General features: G+C 66.7%; 27 protein-coding genes. 14 read left to right on the forward strand and 13 right to left on the reverse strand.

Going from position 1 to position 20855, the window contains the following annotated elements:
* The first annotated feature begins 295 nt into the window (after positions 1 to 295).
* From ACZ1H8_RS16205 to ACZ1H8_RS16225, 5 genes are all read left to right on the forward strand, one after another.
* Positions 296 to 508: a hypothetical protein gene (locus ACZ1H8_RS16205; protein ID WP_465178211.1), complete on the forward strand. Its 213-nt coding sequence runs from the start codon at positions 296 to 298 to the stop codon at positions 506 to 508.
* A 97-nt stretch (positions 509 to 605) separates the two neighbouring features.
* On the forward strand, positions 606 to 806 hold the full coding sequence (locus tag ACZ1H8_RS16210; protein WP_465178212.1) for a hypothetical protein: 201 nt from the start codon (positions 606 to 608) through the stop codon (positions 804 to 806).
* Positions 807 to 866: 60 nt separating this feature from the next.
* Positions 867 to 1514: a guanylate kinase gene (gmk, locus tag ACZ1H8_RS16215; RefSeq protein ID WP_465178213.1), complete on the forward strand. Its 648-nt coding sequence runs from the start codon at positions 867 to 869 to the stop codon at positions 1512 to 1514.
* Between the two features lie 40 nt (positions 1515 to 1554).
* The gene (locus ACZ1H8_RS16220) at positions 1555 to 2130 is read left to right on the forward strand and encodes a hypothetical protein (protein WP_465178214.1); all 576 of its coding nucleotides are present in this window, start codon (positions 1555 to 1557) and stop codon (positions 2128 to 2130) included.
* 61 nt (positions 2131 to 2191) lie between these two features.
* Positions 2192 to 4102, forward strand: a complete 1911-nt coding sequence (locus ACZ1H8_RS16225; protein ID WP_465178215.1) for a BCCT family transporter — start codon at positions 2192 to 2194, stop codon at positions 4100 to 4102.
* Between the two features lie 38 nt (positions 4103 to 4140).
* Here the strand turns inward: ACZ1H8_RS16225 and ACZ1H8_RS16230 are convergent, their stop codons facing one another.
* The 10 genes from ACZ1H8_RS16230 to crcB all read right to left on the reverse strand — a co-directional run bounded on the left by ACZ1H8_RS16230 (position 4141) and on the right by crcB (position 10601).
* On the reverse strand, positions 4141 to 4821 hold the full coding sequence (locus ACZ1H8_RS16230; protein WP_465178216.1) for an ATP12 family chaperone protein: 681 nt from the start codon (positions 4819 to 4821) through the stop codon (positions 4141 to 4143).
* The gene (locus ACZ1H8_RS16235; protein WP_465178217.1) at positions 4818 to 5045 is read right to left on the reverse strand and encodes a hypothetical protein; all 228 of its coding nucleotides are present in this window, start codon (positions 5043 to 5045) and stop codon (positions 4818 to 4820) included. The genes ACZ1H8_RS16230 and ACZ1H8_RS16235 overlap by 4 nt, the downstream gene beginning before the upstream one ends.
* A complete protein-coding gene (locus ACZ1H8_RS16240; RefSeq protein ID WP_465178218.1) occupies positions 5042 to 5701 on the reverse strand; it encodes an HAD-IA family hydrolase in 660 nt (219 codons plus the stop codon). The genes ACZ1H8_RS16235 and ACZ1H8_RS16240 overlap by 4 nt, the downstream gene beginning before the upstream one ends.
* A 64-nt stretch (positions 5702 to 5765) precedes the next feature.
* Positions 5766 to 6266 carry a hypothetical protein gene (locus tag ACZ1H8_RS16245; protein ID WP_465178219.1) on the reverse strand — a complete coding sequence of 167 codons (501 nt, stop codon included), beginning with the start codon at positions 6264 to 6266 and terminating at the stop codon, positions 5766 to 5768.
* Positions 6267 to 6365: 99 nt separating this feature from the next.
* Entirely contained in the window at positions 6366 to 6767 is a 402-nt protein-coding gene (locus ACZ1H8_RS16250) for a hypothetical protein (RefSeq protein ID WP_465178221.1), read from the reverse strand.
* A gap of 152 nt (positions 6768 to 6919) precedes the next feature.
* Entirely contained in the window at positions 6920 to 7465 is a 546-nt protein-coding gene (locus ACZ1H8_RS16255; RefSeq protein WP_465178222.1) for a hypothetical protein, read from the reverse strand.
* Between the two features lie 178 nt (positions 7466 to 7643).
* Positions 7644 to 8144, reverse strand: a complete 501-nt coding sequence (locus tag ACZ1H8_RS16260) for a hypothetical protein (RefSeq protein ID WP_465178223.1) — start codon at positions 8142 to 8144, stop codon at positions 7644 to 7646.
* 206 nt (positions 8145 to 8350) lie between these two features.
* Positions 8351 to 8953, reverse strand: coding sequence for an FMN-binding negative transcriptional regulator (locus ACZ1H8_RS16265; protein WP_465178224.1), 603 nt, complete (start codon positions 8951 to 8953; stop codon positions 8351 to 8353).
* Complete coding sequence (locus ACZ1H8_RS16270) at positions 8953 to 10212, reverse strand: RluA family pseudouridine synthase (RefSeq protein WP_465178225.1); 1260 nt, start codon at positions 10210 to 10212, stop codon at positions 8953 to 8955. Before ACZ1H8_RS16270 ends, ACZ1H8_RS16265 begins: the two co-directional genes overlap by 1 nt.
* A complete protein-coding gene (crcB, locus tag ACZ1H8_RS16275; protein WP_465178226.1) occupies positions 10209 to 10601 on the reverse strand; it encodes a fluoride efflux transporter CrcB in 393 nt (130 codons plus the stop codon). Before crcB ends, ACZ1H8_RS16270 begins: the two co-directional genes overlap by 4 nt.
* Before the next feature lie 94 nt (positions 10602 to 10695).
* Between crcB and ACZ1H8_RS16280 the strand changes: the two genes are divergently transcribed.
* From ACZ1H8_RS16280 to ACZ1H8_RS16290, 3 genes are all read left to right on the forward strand, one after another.
* Positions 10696 to 11208, forward strand: a complete 513-nt coding sequence (locus ACZ1H8_RS16280; RefSeq protein WP_465178227.1) for a hypothetical protein — start codon at positions 10696 to 10698, stop codon at positions 11206 to 11208.
* 357 nt (positions 11209 to 11565) lie between these two features.
* Positions 11566 to 11787 carry a hypothetical protein gene (locus ACZ1H8_RS16285; RefSeq protein ID WP_465178228.1) on the forward strand — a complete coding sequence of 74 codons (222 nt, stop codon included), beginning with the start codon at positions 11566 to 11568 and terminating at the stop codon, positions 11785 to 11787.
* A gap of 86 nt (positions 11788 to 11873) precedes the next feature.
* Positions 11874 to 12503: a LysE family translocator gene (locus ACZ1H8_RS16290; protein ID WP_465178229.1), complete on the forward strand. Its 630-nt coding sequence runs from the start codon at positions 11874 to 11876 to the stop codon at positions 12501 to 12503.
* 36 nt (positions 12504 to 12539) lie between these two features.
* On the opposite strand, the gene ACZ1H8_RS16295 is transcribed toward ACZ1H8_RS16290, so the two are convergent.
* Positions 12540 to 13010: a cupin domain-containing protein gene (locus tag ACZ1H8_RS16295; protein ID WP_465178230.1), complete on the reverse strand. Its 471-nt coding sequence runs from the start codon at positions 13008 to 13010 to the stop codon at positions 12540 to 12542.
* 562 nt (positions 13011 to 13572) lie between these two features.
* Here ACZ1H8_RS16295 and ACZ1H8_RS16300 point away from each other — a divergent pair.
* The gene (locus tag ACZ1H8_RS16300) at positions 13573 to 13965 is read left to right on the forward strand and encodes a hypothetical protein (RefSeq protein ID WP_465178231.1); all 393 of its coding nucleotides are present in this window, start codon (positions 13573 to 13575) and stop codon (positions 13963 to 13965) included.
* Between the two features lie 22 nt (positions 13966 to 13987).
* Here ACZ1H8_RS16300 and ACZ1H8_RS16305 read toward each other — a convergent pair whose 3' ends face one another.
* Both ACZ1H8_RS16305 and pal read right to left on the reverse strand, forming a co-directional pair.
* Complete coding sequence (locus tag ACZ1H8_RS16305) at positions 13988 to 14404, reverse strand: hypothetical protein (protein ID WP_465178232.1); 417 nt, start codon at positions 14402 to 14404, stop codon at positions 13988 to 13990.
* 253 nt (positions 14405 to 14657) lie between these two features.
* Positions 14658 to 15176, reverse strand: a complete 519-nt coding sequence (gene pal / locus ACZ1H8_RS16310) for a peptidoglycan-associated lipoprotein Pal (protein WP_465178233.1) — start codon at positions 15174 to 15176, stop codon at positions 14658 to 14660.
* A 302-nt stretch (positions 15177 to 15478) separates the two neighbouring features.
* Here pal and ACZ1H8_RS16315 point away from each other — a divergent pair, with 302 nt between their 5' ends.
* The 5 genes from ACZ1H8_RS16315 (at position 15479) to ACZ1H8_RS16335 (ending at position 20832) form a co-directional block, all read left to right on the forward strand.
* On the forward strand, positions 15479 to 16927 hold the full coding sequence (locus ACZ1H8_RS16315; RefSeq protein WP_465178234.1) for a sensor histidine kinase: 1449 nt from the start codon (positions 15479 to 15481) through the stop codon (positions 16925 to 16927).
* Positions 16924 to 17604 (forward strand): response regulator transcription factor, encoded by a 681-nt coding sequence (locus ACZ1H8_RS16320; protein WP_465178235.1) that lies wholly within the window; start codon positions 16924 to 16926, stop codon positions 17602 to 17604. Before ACZ1H8_RS16315 ends, ACZ1H8_RS16320 begins: the two co-directional genes overlap by 4 nt.
* Positions 17605 to 17611: 7 nt before the next feature.
* Positions 17612 to 18310, forward strand: coding sequence for a pirin family protein (locus ACZ1H8_RS16325; RefSeq protein ID WP_465178236.1), 699 nt, complete (start codon positions 17612 to 17614; stop codon positions 18308 to 18310).
* Positions 18311 to 18467: 157 nt separating this feature from the next.
* A complete protein-coding gene (locus ACZ1H8_RS16330; protein ID WP_465178237.1) occupies positions 18468 to 19847 on the forward strand; it encodes a DUF418 domain-containing protein in 1380 nt (459 codons plus the stop codon).
* 178 nt (positions 19848 to 20025) lie between these two features.
* Entirely contained in the window at positions 20026 to 20832 is an 807-nt protein-coding gene (locus ACZ1H8_RS16335; protein ID WP_465178238.1) for a hypothetical protein, read from the forward strand.
* Positions 20833 to 20855 lie beyond the last annotated feature (23 nt).

A 20855-nucleotide genomic window follows, 5' to 3' on the forward strand; every position in this document is an offset into this window, starting at 1 on the left:
GCCCCAAACGTCAAGAAGCTAGAGAGTCGCCGGAGCCAGTTCACAAAGAAATAGATACCCCGCCTCATGAGCATTGGCAAGAAACTTGCTGCTGCATACAGGGCTGCGCCGGCCGAAGCGCCAGTATCAACCGCGCGGGGCTTTATATTGAAGCGCAACAAGCCCCTACGTGAGGCTTCCCCTCGGCCACATGATTGAGGCACGGCAAACTGCCACCATGGCGGCCAAACGGCATGCAGGGGAACTTCGCGCGCGCTCCCGCGATTTATCCCGCGACATCCAAGCGGAGACTATCATGATCGGCAAGGCAATCGCAGGCTGGATCGGCAGCAGGATCGACCAGCGTGACGGCGAGGGCGGAACGCTCGGCGCGATCGCGGGCGTCGCGGTGTACGAAACCGCCAAGCGCGTGATCCCGGCGGCCGCGGTGATCGGCGGCGGCTATCTGCTCGTGCGCTACCTGACGAGCCGCTTCGGCGGCGATGAGGCGGTTCAGCCGGCGGAATGAGGGCAAGTCGGGGCGATGCTCGCCGTGCGACGCGTGACCCGCGGAACCGCAGCGGCCTATATGCCGTTGATCCTCCAAGACAATCTGGAGGGACGAGATGCTCCGCAATATTCTGGGCGCCGTGATCGGCAGCCGCATGGCGCGACGTGGCGGCGGCGGCAGTGTGAAGGGCGCCATCCTTGGCGCCACGGCTCAGCGGGTCGTGACCCGCATGGGGCCGCTCGGTTGGGTCATGCTGGGCGTGATCGGACTCTGGCGGCTGGTGTCGGGCCGCAAGCGGAGTGCGCGCTACCGCTGATGTGGCAATAGGGGAGTCGCCGCGCTTGACGCGCGACCGACTCCTCCGCCACTAGCGCGCATGGCCGAGCACCCCGAAGATCCGCATGGTTTCCGTCGACGTGGCGTATTGTTCGTCCTGTCGTCGCCTTCTGGCGCGGGCAAGTCGACCATCGCGCGCAAGCTGCTGGCGGCCGATGACGATCTCGACATGTCGGTGTCCTACACCACCCGCGCGATCCGCCCGGGTGAGAAGGATGGGGTGGATTATCACTTCACCGACACCGACACGTTCAAGTCGATGGTCGACAATCGCGAGTTCCTGGAATGGGCGCATGTGTTCGACCAGCGCTATGGCACGCCCAAGGCGCCGGTCGACGCGATGCTGCGCTCGGGCCGCGACGTTCTGTTCGACATCGACTGGCAGGGCGCGCAGCAGCTGTTCCAGCTGATGGGCGGCGACGTTGTGCGGGTCTTCATCCTGCCTCCGTCGATGAAGATCCTGCACGAGCGGCTGACCAATCGCGGCACCGACTCGATCGAGGTGATCGACCGCCGCATGGCCCGCGCCAATGCCGAGGTCAGCCACTGGGACGGCTATGACTATGTCCTGGTCAATGACGATGTCGAAGAATGTTTCGACTGCGTCCACACCATCCTGAAGGCCGAACGGCTCAAGCGGTCGCGACAGACGGGCTTGATCGGATTCATTCGCGGGCTCAACAAATAACCTCTCGGGCCGGCGCGGCCGGCCAACAGGGAGGTATTCCATGCCCAGACTCATTCTCGGCAGTGTGCTCGGCGGCGTCGCAATGTGGCTCGTCGGCTTCGTCTTCTGGGGAACCCCGCTCAGCTGGCTGGCGCTGAAAGGCTCCAGCGACGCGACGACCCAGGCGCTGCAGGCGGCGCTCAGCCAGCATCTCGGCCCGACGGGAACCGGCGCCTATCCGATTCCTTGGCCCGGCACACCGCTCGGCACCCAGCTTTACGGTCAGGGGCCGACCGCGATGGTGTTCTTCAACACCAGCGGCTTCGCCAATCCCGACGGCGGCGCGCTGATCGGCGGGCTGGTGCTCGCGATCGTCTGCACGCTGATCGCGGGCATCGCACTGCGGATGGTGGCTCACCAGCTGAGTTTTGCTGGCCGGCTGAAGCTGGTCGCGGTGATCGCGATCGCGGCGACGGCCTATTCGGATCTCGGTCAGCCGGTCTTCAACCATATGCCACTGGGATATTTCATCTATCTGTGGATCAGCGACGTCGCGTCGTGGATCGCGGCGGGGGCGGTGCTCGCCTGGGCGCTGCCGAAGCCGGTAGTTGCCAAGGTCGATACGCCAGCGGCATGAAACCGCTGGGCGGGGTCCGGCGTTTCTCACCGCCGCCAACCCGCCCGGAGCCCGACGCAGCATGATCAAGAGCAGCATGAAGCCGCGGGTGTTCTGGGGCGCCTCGGCGGTCGTCGCCCTGTTGATGATCGGCACGATCGCCATGCCGGGCACGGCGGATGTCGCGTTCCACGCGGCGCAGAGCTGGACGATCGACACGTTCGGCTGGTTCTACGTCGCCTCGGTCGCGGCGTTCCTGGTCATCGTGCTGATCCTTGGCTTCGGCCCGGCGGGCAAGCTGAAGCTGGGCCCCGACGATGCCGAGCCCGATTTCCCCTATGTGTCGTGGCTGGCGATGCTGTTCGCCGCGGGAATGGGCATCGGGCTGATGTATTTCGCGGTGGCCGAGCCGATCCAGCATTATATCTCGCCGCCCGACGTCGAGAGCGGCACCATCCTGGCTGCGCGCGAGGCGATGGCGATCACCTTCCACCATTATGGCGTCCACGCCTGGGCGATCTATGCGCTGGTCGGGCTCAGCCTCGCCTATTTCACCTATCGCAAGGGATTGCCGCTGACGATGCGGTCGGGCCTGTCGCCGATCCTGGGCAAGCGGATCAACGGCCCGCTGGGCGATGCGATCGACATTTTCGCGATCTGCGGCACGGTGTTCGGCGTCGCCACCTCGCTCGGCTTCGGCGTGTCGCAGATGACCGCCGGACTCGCCTGGAACTACGGCCTCGCCGACACCAACACGCTGAAGGTGATCGTGATCGCCGTGGTGATGGGCGCGGCGACCCTGTCGGTGCTCAGCGGCGCCGATCGCGGCATTCGTCGTCTGTCCGAGCTGAACCTGGTCCTCGCCATCCTACTGATGCTGTTCGTCCTGTTCTCGGGCCCCACGCTGTTCCTGCTGCGCGCGCTGATCCAGAATTTCGGACTGTATCTCGATCATTTCGTGAAGCGCACCTTCACCCTCTACGCCTATGAACCGCGGGCGTGGATGGCCAACTGGACCTTGTTCTACTGGGCCTGGTGGATCGCCTGGTCGCCCTTCGTCGGCATGTTCATCGCCCGCATCTCGCGCGGGCGTACGGTGCGCGAGTTCGTGATCGGCGTTCTGTTCGTGCCGACTGCCTTCACCTTTCTGTGGATGACGGTGTTCGGCAACACCGCGATCTCGCTCGACCTGGGCGTGGCCGCGGGCGACATCGCCCGCGCGGTGCAGGCCGACCTGTCGACCGCGCTGTTCAAGTTCCTCGCCTATCTGCCCGGCGCCGGCTTTACCTCGGCACTGGCCATCCTGCTCGTCGGCGTGTTCTTCGTCACCTCGGCGGATTCGGGCGCGCTCGTGATCGATACGCTTGCCTCGGGTGGGAAAGAGGATACGCCGCGCTGGCAGCGCATCTACTGGTGCATCCTGCTGGCGGTGACTGCCACCGCGCTGTTGCTGGCGGGCGGGCTGGGCGCGCTTCAGGCCGCGACCCTGCTGGCGGCCTTGCCCTTCTGCTTCATCATGCTGCTGCTCGCCTATGGGCTGCTGCGCCAGACCAAGGCCGATCTGGAAGGCGAGACCCTGTCGCAGGAGGAGGGGCCGTCGATCGCCGAGCGGATCAAGCGGCTGCTGGTGCCCGCCACCCGCGCCGATATCGCCAAACAGATCGAGCGCTTCGGCGTGCCGGCGCTCCAGTCGGTCCATGACGCGATGCGCGAGGAGGGGCTGACCAATGCGAGCGTCGACCGCGACGACGACGGTGCGACGCTGACGATCCGCCTCGGCGAGGCTCAGCCCTTCGTCTATCGCCTGGCGCCGCGCTCGCGTCCCTTGCCCGCCTATACCGCGCTGGATGCGCCCGAGGGCCGCCGCAGCCTCAGTTGGATGATGGCAGGTCAGGCCGGCGACGGCACCCGCTACCGCAACCTGACCGGCTTCACCGCCGAGCAGATCGCGGCGGATGTGCTGGAACAACTCGAGCGCTGGCGGCTGCGGTGAGCGCTCGGTTCAACGCGTCTGCCGGGTGAGGGCCGGATTCAGCCGAGCAGGCTCAGGAACCGCACGCCCGCATCGAAGTCGGAGCGCTTCGCATCGCGCGCCTTCGTCAAAAGTTCGTCCTCGCCCCACATCTCGGCCTGCCACGCCTCGTCGACTTGCGCCGCGGTCCATATCGTTTCGGGGTCGGCAGCGCCTTCCAGCAGGGCGAGGGCCGCGACCAGCGATCCGCTGACGGTGACGAGGGGAGACAGGCCGGCGAGGCGGAAGGGGTCGAGTGCGGCGACCGCGTCGGACAGGCGCGCAACCGTCGCTTCGGGCTGGGCCTTGTGCATGACGCCCGTCGCGGTCTCGAAATGCACGTCATAGCGGCCGCGCGCCCAGTCGAGCAGCGGGTCCCAGTGCGCGATCTGGCGTTCGACCAGCGGCTCGGGCATGTCGGCGCGGTAATAGAGCAGGTCGCTCTCGCCATAGGCGGCGAGGCCGGCGGCGAAGCGCTCGCGATCAGGGGCGATCCGGTCGATCGCGGCGTTCGAAAGTCCGGTCAGCGGCATCGCGCGCGGGTCGATCGTCTCGCCCACCGCGCGCCATTCCTCGGCCACGGCCTCGGCCAGGGTCTCGGTCGGCAGCACCAGCGGGGTCCGGCCGGGTGTCCGCACCGGGCGCCCGTCCAGCGCGATGCCGCGATTGTCGATATCGACCTGCTTCCAGAACCGCTTCATGCCTCGGGAGGACTCTTCCATCTGCGGGCCATCGCGCGGGGCACGACCGCCATGACGTACAATGCCGACAGCACGATCGCGCCGCCAAGCACCTGGCCGTACCAGTCGGTCGATCGGCCCGCCAGCACCAGCCCGAAAAAGGCACCGGCCGCACCCAGCAGATTCACCCCTGCGATCAGATAGTAACGCTTGCGCGCCAGCGCGTCGGCTTCGGTCATGGTCATAACGCCTCCAGATGCCCCGGCAGGGCGTGCGCGGACTCGACGACGTGATGCGCGCCCGCCTCGACCAGATCATGCGCGGTGTGGTAGCCCCATGCAACACCCAGGGCGTGCGTGCCGGCGGCGCGGCCCATCGCCATGTCGAAACTGGTGTCGCCGATCATCACCGTCGTCTCCGGCGAAGCGCCCGCCTCGGCCATTGCCGCCTCGATCATCGAGGGATGCGGCTTGGACGGGTGGCGGTCGGCGGTCTGCAGCGTCACGAAGCGCCGGTCGATTCCGTGGTGGGCGAGCAGCAGGTTCAGGCCCCGATCGGACTTGCCGGTCGCCACGCCCAGCAGCCAGCCGGCCGCGTCCAGCGCGTCGATCGCCTCGGCGATGCCGTCGAACAGCGGTTCGGGGTCGAGCCGCCCGTCCTGCCGCATCGCTCGAAAGGCGCGCTTGTAATCCTCCGCCATCGCCTCGTGCAGCGCCGCCTCGCCCTCGGGCAGCAACAGCGCGATCGCCGGCACCAGGCTGAGCCCCACGATCCGCCGGATCGCCGCGCGCGGCGGCGGCTCCAGCCGGGCGCCGACGAAACATTCCTCCATCGCGCGGCAGATATTGACCTGGCTGTCCGCAAGCGTGCCGTCGCAGTCGAAGATCGCGAGCCGATTCATGCGCGGGCTTTAGGCCGGGGTCATGGTCGCGGCAACGAGGTCCCTTGGACTGAGGGCGGGCGCGTCAGTCCAAGGGGCCGCCCGGCAGACCCGCCCGGATCCTTGCACAGCGCTCGAGATACGCGACGGCAGGCTTGATATCCTTGTCGAGCGGAATATCGGCAACGCTAGTCGTGCCGCGGGTGAATTGCAGCCGTGACGCCTTTACCAGGCTGTCCAGAAACGCCGCATCGGCGCGAAAGGCGAAACCGCGATGGCCGTCGTTCACTACGCCGTGACCGGTGATGCTTCCCCATTCGGGATCGCGCGTGTTGCCCCGGAAGAGGTTGATGGTGAGCGGGTAACTCTTGCGATCGACGATCGACCGGAAGACCGGGTCCGCCACCAGCACCAGCACCGTCCCCTTCTTCGCGTCATGGAAAATCGCGAAATCGCCGCCTTCGCCGAAGGACGTGGCGAGGATACAGGCGCCGTCCGCGGGACCGACGCTCCAATTGCCGAAACTGCCCTTCTGCATGGGCCCCGACACCGCGAGCACTGTCGAAACAAGTGCGGCGATCAGCATGACGGTTTCCTTTTCGCTTGGGTACAGGACCTTCGGGCCACTCGCGACATGGGCGCCAGCCGGCCTGTGAGGCAGCAGGAGCTGGAAACCGGTCCGCGATCAGGGCTCATAGATTTGCTGGCACATGTCGAACGCCGGAGCGAGATTCGGATTTCGCTTCAGATCGAAGGCGGCAAGCAGCCGATCGTTGCGATAATAGGCCAGTCTGTCGGCCATCGCGATGGCGCCCAGATAGGGCTCGGCATTGGTCACCAGGACAAAGCCCGGCTCGCCGTCCTTGATCGCTCCGTCCACCTCCAGTGAGGTGCGAATGTCTTCAGTCTCGCCGGCAGGTCGAAACCGCTGTTCGACCTGATAGGTCTGCCCGTCGACGATCGACTTGAACTTGGCGTCACGTACCATGACCGCAAGCCAGGATCGGCCCTGCTTCCACGACATTTCCAGCGTCGCGCCATCCTCGTTGGTCAGCGTTGCCCAGCATCCGTCCCGAGACGTGCGCAACTCCCAGGCCCCCGTGTCGAGCGGTTCCTGCTCGACCTGATGATTCTGTTGGGCTTGTTGAGCGCACGCAGTCTGCGCGAAGCTCACCATCGCGACGATCACTGTTGAAACAGCGCGGACCCTGGCGCTGTGGCGCGACGGCGTCGTGCACCTCACCTTGAGCCTCCGCCATAGATTTGGGGGCAACGCCGCAGAAAGCCCGCGACCTCCTCACTTCCCGCATAGGCGTGCATCAGCGCCATCTTGCCATTGCGCTGGATCACGAGGCCCAGGCTACCGGAGAGAGCGTCCAGCATCTTGTCGCCGGGGGACATAATCATGAATGCCGGCTTGCTCTTGATCCTGGTGCCAATCGCCGGCACGTCACGCCAGCGCTGGGTCTGGGCATTCGATCCGTGGAGAAAGTCGACCGAGAGACGATATTCGCGCCCTTCGACAATCGACGCGAACTTCGCATCGACGACGGTAAGGCCGGCAATTTTGCCCTTGGGCTCATAGACAAAGACAATCATCGCCCCAGGGCCATAGACCTGTTTAGCCATGCATACTTCGTCGAAGGTCAGCGTCCAGCCCGGAACCGTTGGCGTCTGCACTTCCACTCCAACGCGCGCGGCCGCAGCTATCGCCGCAGCGATCACAAATGCCAACATACGTCCCCCTTCTGTTCCGTGTCTGGCCCGGTTCTTCTTCAGGATCAATCCACGGCCATAGCGGTCGTCGCCGAAACGGATCGACTTCGCGAGGTGCGCTCAGCCGACAAATGAAATCCGCGACGAGGCTAGAGGTGAATGCCCGTAGCATCGAGCGCGGCGCAGCGCTGGGGCGCGACGCCGCGGTCAAGCTTGGGCTCTTGTGTTATCTTCATCTGGCGGCTCCCTATTCTTGCCTGCACGATCTCAGGAAGGCGGCGAGCGCCGGGCCGTCGCGATAGTCTAGCCTGAGGACCGATTTGCCTTGACGCTCGATCGCGATGTTCGAACTTGCGGAAATTGCCTCGTATAATTCGTCACCGCCGACATAGATGGCAAATCCAACCACGCCGGCTTCGCCGTTCGAGCCTTCCTTTCTGAGGCCAGTGGCGGTGATGTTTGGCAAGGACCAGGCGATCTCGCCCGTGCGGCTTCTGAAGGTCACCGTCACTTCATAGTACTGACCCTCGCGAATGGACGCAAACCGATCGTCCATCACGCTGATAAAACCGAGATCGGAAGCACGATTGACGCCCAGAATCGTCAGTCCCGTTTCGGACCGACCGTTTATCAGCGCGCATCCGTTACTTCCTTTCACGACTCCCCAGTTGCCAACTCGTTCCTGGGCGGAAGAAGGTGTGGATAGCGCGGTGATCGCGATCGTGGCGGCGATAGAATATTGAAGCATGTATCCCCTCGGTCGTTCCGTGTCTGGCGAGGGAGCTGCCGCGGATCAATCGGGCGCTAAACATCTTTCGCCGGAACGGACCGATCTCCGGCGAGAAAGTCTGGCGAAGGCGCCGTTCGGCTTCACCACCTGCGCTTCGACGCGCGTTTGCGAAAGGTTGCTGCCACCTCCCAGGGGGACTGGCAGAGCCAAGGCAGGACCGCCCCTCAACCCGCGTCACGCATCCGCTGCGCCATCGCCGTGCCGCCTTGTACCGCCAGCGCATCGGCGGCGGCCAGGCGGGCGGCTTCGCGCTTGTTCTGGCCCAGCTTGCGGGTGCCGCGCCAGTCCAGCACCTCCATGCGGAAGCCGACGATCGCGTTCAGCATCGCGTCGATCCGCTTCGGGTCGGTCTTGGCGCGGGTCCATTCGGGCTTGGGCGCCAGCCTTGCCTCGAACTCGTGGCTCAGCGCATCGACCTGCGCGATCAGCGCGTCACGGTCCATCCGCGCCATGCGGCCTTCCAGCTCGACCGCGACATAGTTCCAGGTCGGCACCTCGTCGGGGCCGGTGTCGTACCAGTCGGGGCTGATATAGGCGTCGGGGCCCAGCACGGTGAACAGCGCGGTGGCGCCGTCCAGGTGCCGGGTGACCGCATTGCCCCGCGCGACATGGATGCCCAGCGTCGTGTCGTCCAGCCACACCACCGGCACCTGAACCGCGCGCGGCCCGTCGGGCGTGCCGAGGAACAGCGTGCCGAAGCCCGACTCGCGGACGAAGGCGCGCATCGCATCGCGGTCTTCCCAGCGAAAGGCCGCGTTGGGATGCATCAGCCCTGTCCGCCGCGCCCGCCGCCCGAGCCCCCGGGTCGGCCGCCGGGCTTGCCGCCGCTGGGCCTGCCGCCCGTCGGCCGGCTCGCGCTACCCGGCTTGCGGCTGCCGCCCGCGGGCTTCCCGGCGGGGCCGCTGCGGGAGCTGGTCGAGGCTGCGCCGCCGCGCCCGCGCCGTTCGCCCTTGCGTTCCTTGCGCACCGTCTTGGCGTGCTGCTTGGCCCAGATCTTCTGCTGCTCGCGGCTGGGGGGTGGGGCGTCCTCCATCGGGAGCTGGTCGCCCAGCGACAGGTCGAAGCCCAGCGTTGCCATCGATTCTGCAATGTGGCGCGGCAGTTCGGCGGTCACGTCCAGCTTGCCGCCATCGGGATGATCGATGCGGATACGCCGCGCGTGCAGGTGCATCTTGCGGCTGATCCCGCCGGTCAGGAAGGATTCCTGCATGCCATATTTGCCGTCGCCGACGATCGGGTGACCGATCGCCGCCATGTGCACGCGCAGCTGGTGCGTGCGCCCGGTATGCGGCTGCAGCTCGACCCAGGCGGCGCGGTTGCCTGCCTGTTCGATCACCCGGTAGCGGGTGCGCGCCGGCTGGCCCTCGGCCTCGTCGACCTGCATCTTCTCGCCGCCGGTGCCCGGCTGTTTGGCGATCGGCAGGTCGATCCAGCCATCCTCGATCCGCGGCACGCCGACCACCAGCGCCCAGTAGAGCTTCTTGGCGGTGCGCCCCGAAAAGCTCTTGGAGAAGAAGGCGGCGGCGCGCGGCGTGCGCGCGACCAGCAATGCGCCCGACGTATCCTTGTCGAGCCGGTGGACCAGCTTCGGCCGGCTTTCCAGGTCGAACTGGAGCGCGTCGAGCAGGCCGTCGACATGCTCGGTCGTGCCCGTGCCGCCCTGCGTCGCCAGGCCCGGGGGCTTGTTGAGCACCAGCGCGCTGGCATCCTTGTGGATGACCATGTCCTGCGCGAACTCGACCTGCTCGTCGCTCAGCTGGACGCGCGGCTTTTTCGGCCGCGCGGCCATTGCCGGCGCCTGCTTCACCGGCTCGGCGGGTGGGACTCGGATCACCTGGCCCGCCGCGATCCGCTCGCCCGGCGTGGCGCGTGCGCCATCGACGCGCAGCTGGCCGGTGCGCGCCCAGCGCGACACGATGTTGAAGCTGGCATCGGGCAGATGCCGCTTGAACCAGCGGTCCAGCCGGATGCCGTCATCGTCCAGCGCGACGGTGAACTGCCGCACCTCGCCCTCATTGCCGCTCATGCCAGCGTCCTCGTCGTCATCATCGTCGCTATCCAGAATCCTGCCGCCACCGCCGCGACCGAACCGATCACCGATGCCGAAATATAACCGATCGCCAACCCCCAGTCGCCGCGCTGAAGCATCGCGACCACGTCGAGCGAAAAGGCCGAGAAGGTCGTGAACCCGCCCAGCAGCCCCACGCCGATCAGCAGCCGCCACGTCTCGCCGCCCTCGCCCAGCCGCGTCAGGCTGCCCGCAAGCAGCCCCATGGCAAGCCCGCCGACGAGGTTCACCGCCAGCGTTCCCCAGGGGTAGCCCGGCCCGAGCCACAGCACCGCGCCGCGCCCGACCAGATACCGCGCGCCGGACCCGACGGCCCCGCCCAGCATCACGAGGAGGAGATTGAACATCGCCAGCGCCTAGCGCGGAACGCGGCAAAGGGGAACCACGGGCTTGCGCGATGACCCGGGCGGTCCCAGCATGCGAAGACAAGGGGGGAGAGTGATGTTCGGATTTGGGAAGAAGGCGGCCATTCGGCAGCGGGCGATCCAGGAAGTGCGGGTCCTGCGCCATTTCTGCGAGGGTCAGCGGCAGGTCGATGCTGCGGCCTTCTGGCGCGATCCCTATCTTGTCGGCTTCGCGCATGGTGTCGTCGGCGCGATCACCAGTCGGCTGACCGGCACCCGCCTGAGCGAAACCGCCAAGGCGCGCATCTGGCTGGAGGCGGTGCAGGCCAATGGTGGCGATATCGCCACGATCGGCGGCTTCATGGCGCGCTACGCCGCGGACGAGCGGTTCCAGCTTGGCATGGGCCAGGGGGTCGATGTCCAGTTGCTCGAATTCGGCGCGATCCCGCCCGAGAACTATACGAACGATATCGAATGGGCCATCGCGCGCGGCCCGATCGTCCAGGAAGAGATCGTCGCGCTGGACCAGCGACCACTGGACGGGAAGGCCGCGGCCAGTATCGCATTGATGACACGCTATCTTCAGCGCCATCTACACGACGCGGTCTAGCAGTTCAGCGATGGCGGCCGATCATAATGCCTGACTGGCTGGTCGATCGACCGCGCGGCTCTCTCGCCGCGGCGGGCGGTCAGCCCGCCAGTGCCAGCGGCAGGATGACGAGAAGGTAAAAGCCGAGCCGGGCGATCATGAAAGCGCTCCTGATCCAGCGTTCGTTCATCGCGGGTCGGGGTTAAGAAATCCTAAACAGGCAGCGGAACCGCGTCCGGCGGTGCGCCGTTGATACGCCAACGTCACGATCGCAGGACGACGCTGTTATACGGTCGTACAACAAATGCTCGGTGCTTGACCCGGTCGGGTCTCTCACTGTATTGTATAAATAATACACTATCTAGGGCCTGTCCGTCGATGCTTAACCTCGTCTCGATCCTGTTCGGCGTTGTCGCGTTTCCGGTGATGCTTGTCGGACTGATCCCGCTGCTGGGCTGGCTCAACTATCTGGTGATCCCGGTCGCTGTGGTTGGTGTCGCGCTGGGTGCCCTGTCGGACAGCAATAGCGGTCGCAACCTCAACCTCGTCGTGCTCATCATCGGGTTCGTTCGCCTCTGGCTGGGCGGCTTCATCTTCTGACCGATCTGCCCCTGCGCGTCGATTTCACGTGATGCAGGGGCTGCCTGCGACTAGGCCGCCGGCATGCTGACGGTGCGGGTGCTGGGATGACGCTTCACAATTGGTGGCTGTTCGCAGCCGCGGTGTTCCTGTTGTCGGGAACGCCCGGGCCGAACATGCTCCACATCCTGTCGCGCAGCGTGGATTCGGGGCTGAAGCGCAGCGTCGCCGCAATGGCGGGATGCCTGCTGTCGATCGTTGCCGCACTCAGCGCCTCGGCGGCGGGCCTCACCACGCTGCTGCTCGCGCTGCCGGGCGCGTTCGAGGTGCTGCGCTACGTCGGCGTCGCCTATCTGGTCTGGCTGGGGATCAAGGCGTGGCGCAACGCGGCGGCACCGATCGATGTGGGCGAGGGGCCGATGCCGCCTGCGGTGTCCTCGCTCGCGGCGTTTCGCGGCGGCTTCGCGATCGGGATCAGCAATCCCAAGCTGCTGCTGTTCGCCGCCGCCTTCTTCCCCCAGTTCATCAACCCTGCCGCGCCGCAGGTGCCGCAGTTCGCGATCCTGGTCGGCACTTTCGCGGTGATCGAGAGCTTCTGGTACGCAGTCTATGCGCTGGGCGGGCGCGGCCTGTCACACTATCTGCGGCGCCCGTCGGTCCGGCGTGCATTCGACCGGATCAGCGGCACGATCTTCATCGGCTTCGGCCTGGCGCTGCTAGGCGTGAAGCGGGGGTAGGGCGCGCACGTCTCCGCAGCGGCACGATCGCCTCGATCACTTCCCGGGCAGCTTGATCCCCAGCAGGACCAGCCGCTCGCCGGTGATCCCGAACCAGTGCGGCACGCCGGCCGGTACCAGGATGACATCGCCGGGCCCCAGCGTCCGGGTCGTCCCGTTCTCGATCCGGCTTCCTTCCACCAGCGTCGCATTGCGGGGCGCCGCATCGACCAGCGTACCGCCCGACACCAGCGTTCCGTTGCCCTCGATGACGATCGCATATTCCGCCTCGTCCGGATGAACCGCGGGGCGGCCGGGCTTTTTCCAGATCTCGAGTGCTGCGATCCGCGCGCCGTCCCGTACCAGCGGCCGCCACATGAAGCCCTGGTCGGGCTTCATCTCCGCCAGCATCGTCTCGATCTGAGCGCGCAGTTCCGTGTCGCTGGCAAACTCCCGTCTGCCGGGAGCCTCGGGCGCCCCGGTCTGCGCGGAGGCACTGGCGATGCCGAATGCCATCGTCATCAGCATCACCGATGCAAGCGCGCTGAGTCTTGCGGCAGTTCTCATGGCATATATCCCCCACAGGTCGCTGGGCGCGATAGGCTCCGTACCCTAGCCCATAGTGACGTGTCGCGGCCCGCATTGCCAGCATTTGCCAGCGCACGTTGTCGCGACGGGCCGCCGGACAGATAAGGGCTCTGATCCCCCCTCCCGCTTGCGGGAGGGGCCGGGGGAGGGCGTGTCAGAATATGATGTCCTCTAGCGGACAGGCCCTCCCCTAACCCCTCCCGCAAGCGGGAGGGGGACTGGGTTGCGCTTGCGAGAATGGCATTGCTGAGTTGGTCATGGCTTGGTGCCTCGGCAGGAACGTTCGTCGCGCTTGCCGGGTTTTGCCTGAATGACTCGCATCGCCCTTCACGCCGCATGGCTGCCCGCGCTTTTGCTCGTCGGTTGCGAGCGCGCGCAGCCGCCTGAGGATGGCAATCGTTCCACCCCGACGATTCAGCCGACGCCTGTTGCTGCGCCGACGCCGTCGCCCGCACGCCCGGAGGTAACGCCGTCCCCGGCTCCGAGCGCGGATGCTGCCGTCGTGCCCGAACTCACGCCAGAAGCGGAGCGCGGCGAGAAGGGGGCGCGCAATGTCCTGCTCGGCTTTGCCCGATCGATCGAGCAGAAGCAGTTCGACCGGGCCTGGGCGTTGTTGAGCCCGGCCGACCAGCGCAAATGGAGCCGCACTGCTTTCGCCAGGCTGTTCGCCGATCTTGACCGGATCACGGTCGCCGTCCCCTCCGGCACGATCGAGGGTGCTGCCGGATCAAGCTATTACAACGCACCGGTGTCGATCACCGGCACCGACAAGGACGGGCGCCCGGTGCGGATCGAGGGCGAGGCCGTGCTTCGCCGTGTCAACGACGTCGATGGTGCGACGGCCGAGCAGCGTCGCTGGCATTTCGAGACGCTGACGCTCGACTGGACGCACTGAGCCGCAGCCCAGCCACGCGGTGCTATTGCGGCGGTCGCCGGGCTTCGGCGATTGCGGCCTTCCCTGCTTCGAGCAGGGCAGCCACCGCGTCCCGCAGATCCTGTGAAGAGGGCTGCGTCCAGGGTAACGGCCAGCCGCCCTTGGCGCGGAAGCTATCGGTGCTCACGCCCTGCCAGATGCGGGCGAGCCACTGCCCTTCATAGGAACCGGGCTCGCTTGCCTGGGTCGCGTTCAGTCGAACCGTGGCGCTGACCCTGCACGTGTCGGCTCCGTCTTCGGTCGTCCGCTCGACCTGGACGCTCCACCATGGCCAATCGCGCGCCGACCGATTGGATGTGTCCCGCACCATGTTACCGGCAAAGGGCTGATGCTGGCGGCATTCCTCCAGCAGGGCATCGAGGATGCGCATCCGGCTCGCAAACGGGTCGTCGGCGTTCATGCGGGAAGGCTAGATCCGATCACGACGAATGTCAGCGACCCACCCGAGCCGGCTCGCTCGGCTCACGCACGGGCTGGCGCAAATTTTCAGCGCGGCCGAAAGACCGCAAGATCGGGCGAGCGGGCGGGTGGGGCGTATCCGCCAGCAAGTGATCGTTTTGGGATACCCCCTCTCCACCAGCCTGCGGCTGGTCCCCCTCTTCCTCCGGGGAGATGAGCTTTTCAGTCAGACGCCTGTTCGGTTCGGAGTGACCTTAGTTGCGGATCACGATCGAGACCGCGCGGCGGTTGCGGGCATAGGATTGCTCGTCCGACCCAAGCGCATCGGGACGCTCCTTGCCATAGGACAGGGTGCTGATCCGCGTGCGGTCTATTCCCTGAAGGATCAGGAACTCGGCGGCGGCGCGGGCGCGGCGATCGCCCAGGGCTAGGTTGTACTCGCGCGTGCCGCGTTCGTCGGCATGACCCTCGATCGAGAAGCCGACGCGCGGGTTCTGGCGCAGCCAGGCGGCCTGGCGGGTCAGCGTGGCGCGGGCCTCCGGCGACAGGGTATAGGCGTCGAAGTTGAAGAAGACGCGGTCGCTGCCTGCCGCCGCAACCAGTGCAGACTGGAGCGCGCGCAGACCCGGATCGTCCTGTTCGCCGCCATTATAGTCGCCGCCGGGGCCGGCGTCGGGGATGGTGTCGGCGGTCTGCGGCGGAACCCGCTTGGTGCAGGCGGACAGCGCTGCCGCGCTCAGCATCAGCGCGATCGTCAAATGCCTCGTGTTCATCGGAATCGCCTCTCGAGAAATGTTTCGGAAACACTCCTAGGGCGACCGCGCGATCCGGCGTTACTATAGCTTTTATATGCATGGACTCTGCGGTCGGGCCGCGGCTATCCGGAACTTGTAAGCGCAACCGCGTCCCTAGCGCGGTAATCCTCTCCTCCCCCCTCTGAGGATGCGCTTCTCACCACGGCGGCGGGTGCCTCAACAGGCTCCCCCTCGGGCCCGGCTCCCGCCGTCGCGGACCAGTTATGGAGACCAGCCGGCCGATGGCCGAACCAGCCCCGTTCCCTGCCGGCCTCAGGAACATGAGGCTGCATATCGACCGCATGCAGGGCGCGGTCACGCTGCTGGTTCTGCTTGTCTCGGCGCTGGCCGCCTTCGCGGTCCAGGACTATGGCGAGGTCGCCTCGGCGCTCGTCTTCGTTCTCGGCATCACCATCGCCGGTGCGCTCAGCGGCCTGGTCGCCGCGCTGATCGCCGCGGTCGTCGCCTTCGCCATCTATAATTTCTACTTGACCGAGCCGGCGCTGACCTTTCGCATCGCCACCGGCGGGGATCTGGCGCCGCTGGTCGCGTTCAACCTGTGCGCGCTGGTCTCTGGGGTGCTGGCGGGCCGATTGAAGGACCATGCCGAGGATGCCCGATCGACCAATCTCCAGCTGAACGGCCTGCTGGCGCTCAGCCACGAGCTCCAGTCGGCGTTGCGCCTGCCCGACATCGTCGCGACCCTGGGCCGCGGCGCCCGCACCATCCTCGGCGCGGAGGTCGCGCTGTTCCGCATCGATGGCGACCGCGCGGTCTCGCTCGATGCCCGGCCCGAAAGTGACGACTGGGGCGCGTTCGCGCTGCGCACCGACCAGGGCCCCAAGCCGCTGCACGTCGAGAAGGCGCTGATCGGCCGGCGACTGGGTGGCAGTGCCGGTGCGATGGTCATGGTCGTCGTTCCGTTCGGCGGCCCGCGGCTGAAGCCTGTGGTGGTCGACGCGCTCGGCAACATGGTGGCGCTGGCGATCGAGCGCGCCGCCCTGTCCGACGAGATCACCGAGCGCCGTGCCGCCGCCCGCGCGGAGGAGCTGAAGAGCGCGCTGCTTGCCTCGGTCAGCCATGATTTCCGGACGCCGCTGACCGCGATCAGCGCTTCCGCCTCCAGCCTGCTGGCCTATGGCGCCCAACTCGATCCCGAGACCTCGGCCAAGCTGTTGCGCGGTATCGTCGAGGAAGGCGACCGGTTGAACCGCTACACCGCGAACCTGCTCGAGATGAGCCGGATCGAATCAGGCGGATCGCCCCACCCGCTGCAGATATTGAGCGCGGCCGAGATGGTTGGCGCCGCGATCCAGCGGGTCCGCCCCCGCGCCGGCGACCGCCAGTTCGTGCTCGTCGGGGTCGACCCCGAGCCGCTGGTCGCCGCAAATGCGGCGCTGTTCGAACTCGTGCTGATCAACATCCTCGACAATGCGGTCGCCTATAGCGACGACGGGACCCGCATCCAGGCGACGCTGTCGCGCGAGATGGGCGCGTGCCGGATCGATATCGCCGATGCCGGTCACGGCATTCCCGAGGCGGCGCTGCACCGCGTGTTCGACCGCTTCTACCGCGAGGGACGCAACGAGGGCAGCGGGCTGGGCCTCGCCATCGCCCGCGGCTTCGTCGAGGCGCTGGGCGGCACGATCGAGGCGCGCGTGCCCGGGCTGGACGGCCGGGGCAGCTGCATCACCATCCGGCTTCCGCTTGTCGAAGGGGCATTGTCATGACCAGGATCCTGCTCGTCGATGACGAGGCGCCGCTGATCGCGGTGCTCGAACCCGTGCTGGGCGCGGCCGGCTATGACGTCAGCACCGCGCTGGACGGCTCGAGCGCGCTGCGGCTGGCACAGGATGTCGCGCCCGATGTCGTGCTGCTCGACCTGGGACTGCCCGATATCGACGGCAAGGATGTGATCCGCGAACTGCGCCTGACCGGCACCGTGCCGATCATCGTCATCTCCGCGCGCCACCAGGAAACCGAGAAGATCGCCGCGCTCGATCACGGCGCCGACGATTACGTCAACAAGCCGTTCGAGATCGGCGAGCTGATGGCGCGGATCCGCGCCGCGATCCGCCGCAACTCCAGCCTGCGCGAAGAGCCAAGCGGCTATCGCGGCGGCCCGCTGGAGATCGACTTCGTCGCGCGCCGCGTCGTGCTGGATGGCGAGACGATCAAGCTGTCGCCCAAGGAGTATGACCTGCTGCGCACGCTGGCGATGAGCGCGGGGCAGGTGGTGACGCACAAAAGGCTGCTCGCCGCCGGCTGGGGCGCGGACTCGACCGACAGCCAGTATCTGCGCGTCTATATCGGGCTGCTGCGCCAGAAGATCGAACAGGATCCGGGCGATCCGCAGCTGCTGCTGACCGAGCCGGGCGTCGGCTATCGCCTGGTCGGATCGGCGTGATGCGCGCATGATCGAGGTCCGTACCCGCGACACGCTGGGCACCAGCAGGCTCGCCGAGCTGGAGACGCTCCACCATTTCTCGTTCGGCGGGTTCCAGGATCTGGCGCGCGATAATTGGGGGCGGCTGTGCGTGCTCAACCACATCGTGATGGCGCCGGGCGGCGGGCTGCGCACCGCGCCGATCGACGGCGTCGACCTGCTCAGCGTGGTGCGCAAGGGCACGATCGCGCATGAAGGCGGGCTGGGCGGCAGCCCCAAGACGCGGGCGGGGGAGGTGCAGTTGATCTGCCCCGGCCCCGGTATCGTCCACGCCGACGCCAATCCCGGCGCCAAGCCTGCCGAATATGTCGAGCTCCGCATCCGCATGGAGGGCGCGCCCGAACGCGCGCTGCGCCGAGTGACGCGCTTTCCCGGCCGGACCCGCACCGGGTCGCTCGAACCGCTCGCCAGCGGCTTTCCCCAGGATCGCGCGCCGATGCCGCTAAACTCGCCGTCGCGTGTCTATGGCGCGCGGGTGCCGGGCAGGGGCCGGATCGTCCACGCGATCGAGCCAGGTCGCTGCGCCTATCTGGTGGCGCTGAGCGGCACGGTGACCGTCAACGGTGCGACGGTCGGACCGCTGGAGGGCGCGGCGATTGCAGACGAGGCGGCGCTGGCGATCGAGGCCGAGGCACTTGCCGAGATCCTGCTGGTCGAGACCGACTAAAGGCCCCGGGGGTCCGTCGCTACGGCCGCAACCAAGCGCGACGCGTTCGACACGAAGCCGCAACCCCCCAACCCGATTCCGATCCGGCAAATCGGCGATCGCGTCCGATACCTGACCCTGTGTGCGTCGGCGGACAGGGCAGCTCATGGGGGTGTGCTTGGCGCATAATCTGGTCGGAAAACAGTCTTTCGCCGCAACCGCTACCCGGAAGGTCGAGCCTGCCCGGCCGGTGGCGGTGGCCCAGCGGATCGCTTCGCTCGACGTGCTGCGCGGTTTTGCGCTGCTCGGTATCCTGGTCCTGAACATCGAGGTGTTCAGCGCCCCGATCACCTTCCACAACGTCCCGCTCGATCAGGCGCATCCGGCCTTTGTCGGCTGGCATGCCGAGCTCGACTATCTGATCCTCTGGGTCAAATGGGCGTTTTTCGAGGGCAGGATGCGGACTCTGTTCGCCATGCTGTACGGCGCCGGCATCATTCTGTTGACGCGGTCGTTCGAGCAGCGCGGGGAGACGGTACGCGGACGACAGATCTATTTCCGGCGCAACCTGTGGCTGCTTGCCTTCGGGCTTGTTCACGGCATCCTGATCTGGACCGGCGACATCCTGACCTATTACGCCCTGCTCGCGCTGGTGGTGATGTATCCGCTGCGGCGAGTCGGGGCCAGAACGCTGGTCACCATCGGCCTGATCGTCGGAATCGGCGGCGGCTCGATCGGGCTGTACCGCATGACCAATGCTGAGGCGGTTTTCGAGGCCGAACGCGTCGAGCAACTGGTGCAGCAGGCGCACGCCGCAATAAAGGCGCACCGGCCGCTGACCGGCGAGCAGCGCGCCGCGCTCGCAGCGGAGGCCAAGCGCCGGGCTGAGGCGGCGAGTGCGCCGGCGTCGGTGGTGGGTGAGTCGGGCCGATCCTATCTGCAGAGCATCGGACCCCGGGCGGCCTCCTTCTTCGAGTTCATCCGCGGCGTGTTCGGCAGCGGCTGGATCCTGGAAGTGGTGGGCAGCATGATGGTCGGCATGGGCCTGTTCAAGCTGGGCTTCCTGACCGGCGACTGGTCCAGGCGCGCCTACGCGCTGACCGCCGGCATCGGCTATGCTCTCACCGTACCGCTCGTCACGGTCGGGCTCATCGTCTCACAGCAATCCGGCTTTGCGGCGCCCGTGCTGATGCGCTGGCTTGCGCTGCCTTATGGTCTGGAGGTGCTTCCCGGCGCGATCGCCAACGCCGCGCTGCTGCTGCTGATCTGGAAATCGGGTGTTGCACGGACAATGACGACGGCGCTCGGCAAGGTCGGCCGCACCGCGTTCAGCAACTATATCGGCACCAGCCTGATGTGCCAGTTCATCTTCGCCTGGGGCCCGTGGCCGCTGTTCGCCAAGCTCGAATATCACCAGCAGCTTTATGTCGTCGCGGGCGTCTGGACGATCAATCTGGTCGCGAGCGCACTCTGGCTCCGCTGGTTCGACTTCGGTCCGCTGGAATGGCTGTGGCGGTCGCTGGTCTATGGCAAGCGCCAGCCGCTTCGGAGGCGGTGAGGGGAGAGTTTGACGACGTTCGTAACGGGGCGGGCTGCGACGGTGACTGTGTCGTAGCTTCACCCCGCCAGACTGCCGGTTCTGACTTCGGTCGGGATGCCTTTGACGTTCCGGCCCGGCAATGGGATTTACGATGCATCGCTCCGTCCTACCTGATGACCTGATTGTCGGCCCGCGCATGGCCAGCGACGCCGGGCGTCATGATCTGCCCACGCTGATGGCGCTGGGGTGCATCGTCTATTTCATCACCGTCATGGGGCACGAGCTACTGGGTCACGGCGTGGTTATGGCCCTGAGCGGCATTCGCAGCTTCGTCCTGACCTCGACCTCGATCGACGGGACCGATCCGAGCGAGTTCTCCGACTATGCCAGCGCCACCGGACGTGCGATCGTGATGGCGGGATCGGCATTCAACGTCTTGCTGGCTGCCCTTGTGGCGGCGGTGCTGTCGAGCCGCCGGAACTGGGCCGGAGCGCCGGTGCTGCAACTCGGCCTTCGCCTGCTCGTCACGGTCAATCTGTCGCTCGGCCTCGTCTATCTGTTGTTCTCGGCGATTTTTGGCGTGGGCGACTGGGCGGTGGCGATCGACGGGCTGCCCCATCAGCGCCTGTTGCGATCGATCGAGATCCTGATCGGCCTGGCTGGGCTTTACCTGTCCGCCCGGATCATGGGTGGCTGGCTTCGCGACTATTCGGGCAAGCCGGCGATCCTGGTCTGGGCGCCCTATCTCGCCTCCGTCGTCGCATTCTGCGCCATCGGATCGCGCGTGCCCGATCCCTATATCATCCTGATCTCGGTCTTCCCCGCGCCGGTCCTGGGCCAATCGGCACTGATCCTCGCGCCGCTGTTCGTGCGCGACGGTTCGCCAGGCCTCGGCGCCGCTTCCGCGATCCGCATCGGGCGGAGCTGGCCTGCGATCGGGCTGGCTGCATCGTGCCTGGTGGCGACCTGGCTCGTCGCGCCGGGGGTCGCGTTCCGGCTGTAATGGGCGGCCGACAAGCAGAGCTT

The organism is Sphingomonas sp. BL-S-25 (assembly GCF_055521555.1).

Coding starts and splice junctions, on each gene's coding strand:
- ACZ1H8_RS16205 (WP_465178211.1), top strand. CDS start 296: ATGATCGGCAAGGCAATCGCAGGCTGGATCGGCAGCAGGATCGACCAG.
- ACZ1H8_RS16210 (WP_465178212.1), top strand. CDS start 606: ATGCTCCGCAATATTCTGGGCGCCGTGATCGGCAGCCGCATGGCGCGA.
- gmk (WP_465178213.1), top strand. CDS start 867: ATGGCCGAGCACCCCGAAGATCCGCATGGTTTCCGTCGACGTGGCGTA.
- ACZ1H8_RS16220 (WP_465178214.1), top strand. CDS start 1,555: ATGCCCAGACTCATTCTCGGCAGTGTGCTCGGCGGCGTCGCAATGTGG.
- ACZ1H8_RS16225 (WP_465178215.1), top strand. CDS start 2,192: ATGATCAAGAGCAGCATGAAGCCGCGGGTGTTCTGGGGCGCCTCGGCG.
- ACZ1H8_RS16230 (WP_465178216.1), bottom strand. CDS start 4,821: ATGAAGCGGTTCTGGAAGCAGGTCGATATCGACAATCGCGGCATCGCG.
- ACZ1H8_RS16235 (WP_465178217.1), bottom strand. CDS start 5,045: ATGACCATGACCGAAGCCGACGCGCTGGCGCGCAAGCGTTACTATCTG.
- ACZ1H8_RS16240 (WP_465178218.1), bottom strand. CDS start 5,701: ATGAATCGGCTCGCGATCTTCGACTGCGACGGCACGCTTGCGGACAGC.
- ACZ1H8_RS16245 (WP_465178219.1), bottom strand. CDS start 6,266: ATGCTGATCGCCGCACTTGTTTCGACAGTGCTCGCGGTGTCGGGGCCC.
- ACZ1H8_RS16260 (WP_465178223.1), bottom strand. CDS start 8,144: ATGCTTCAATATTCTATCGCCGCCACGATCGCGATCACCGCGCTATCC.
- ACZ1H8_RS16265 (WP_465178224.1), bottom strand. CDS start 8,953: ATGCATCCCAACGCGGCCTTTCGCTGGGAAGACCGCGATGCGATGCGC.
- ACZ1H8_RS16270 (WP_465178225.1), bottom strand. CDS start 10,212: ATGAGCGGCAATGAGGGCGAGGTGCGGCAGTTCACCGTCGCGCTGGAC.
- crcB (WP_465178226.1), bottom strand. CDS start 10,601: ATGTTCAATCTCCTCCTCGTGATGCTGGGCGGGGCCGTCGGGTCCGGC.
- ACZ1H8_RS16280 (WP_465178227.1), top strand. CDS start 10,696: ATGTTCGGATTTGGGAAGAAGGCGGCCATTCGGCAGCGGGCGATCCAG.
- ACZ1H8_RS16285 (WP_465178228.1), top strand. CDS start 11,566: ATGCTTAACCTCGTCTCGATCCTGTTCGGCGTTGTCGCGTTTCCGGTG.
- ACZ1H8_RS16290 (WP_465178229.1), top strand. CDS start 11,874: ATGACGCTTCACAATTGGTGGCTGTTCGCAGCCGCGGTGTTCCTGTTG.
- ACZ1H8_RS16295 (WP_465178230.1), bottom strand. CDS start 13,010: ATGCTGATGACGATGGCATTCGGCATCGCCAGTGCCTCCGCGCAGACC.
- ACZ1H8_RS16305 (WP_465178232.1), bottom strand. CDS start 14,404: ATGAACGCCGACGACCCGTTTGCGAGCCGGATGCGCATCCTCGATGCC.
- pal (WP_465178233.1), bottom strand. CDS start 15,176: ATGAACACGAGGCATTTGACGATCGCGCTGATGCTGAGCGCGGCAGCG.
- ACZ1H8_RS16315 (WP_465178234.1), top strand. CDS start 15,479: ATGAGGCTGCATATCGACCGCATGCAGGGCGCGGTCACGCTGCTGGTT.
- ACZ1H8_RS16320 (WP_465178235.1), top strand. CDS start 16,924: ATGACCAGGATCCTGCTCGTCGATGACGAGGCGCCGCTGATCGCGGTG.
- ACZ1H8_RS16325 (WP_465178236.1), top strand. CDS start 17,612: ATGATCGAGGTCCGTACCCGCGACACGCTGGGCACCAGCAGGCTCGCC.
- ACZ1H8_RS16335 (WP_465178238.1), top strand. CDS start 20,026: ATGGCCAGCGACGCCGGGCGTCATGATCTGCCCACGCTGATGGCGCTG.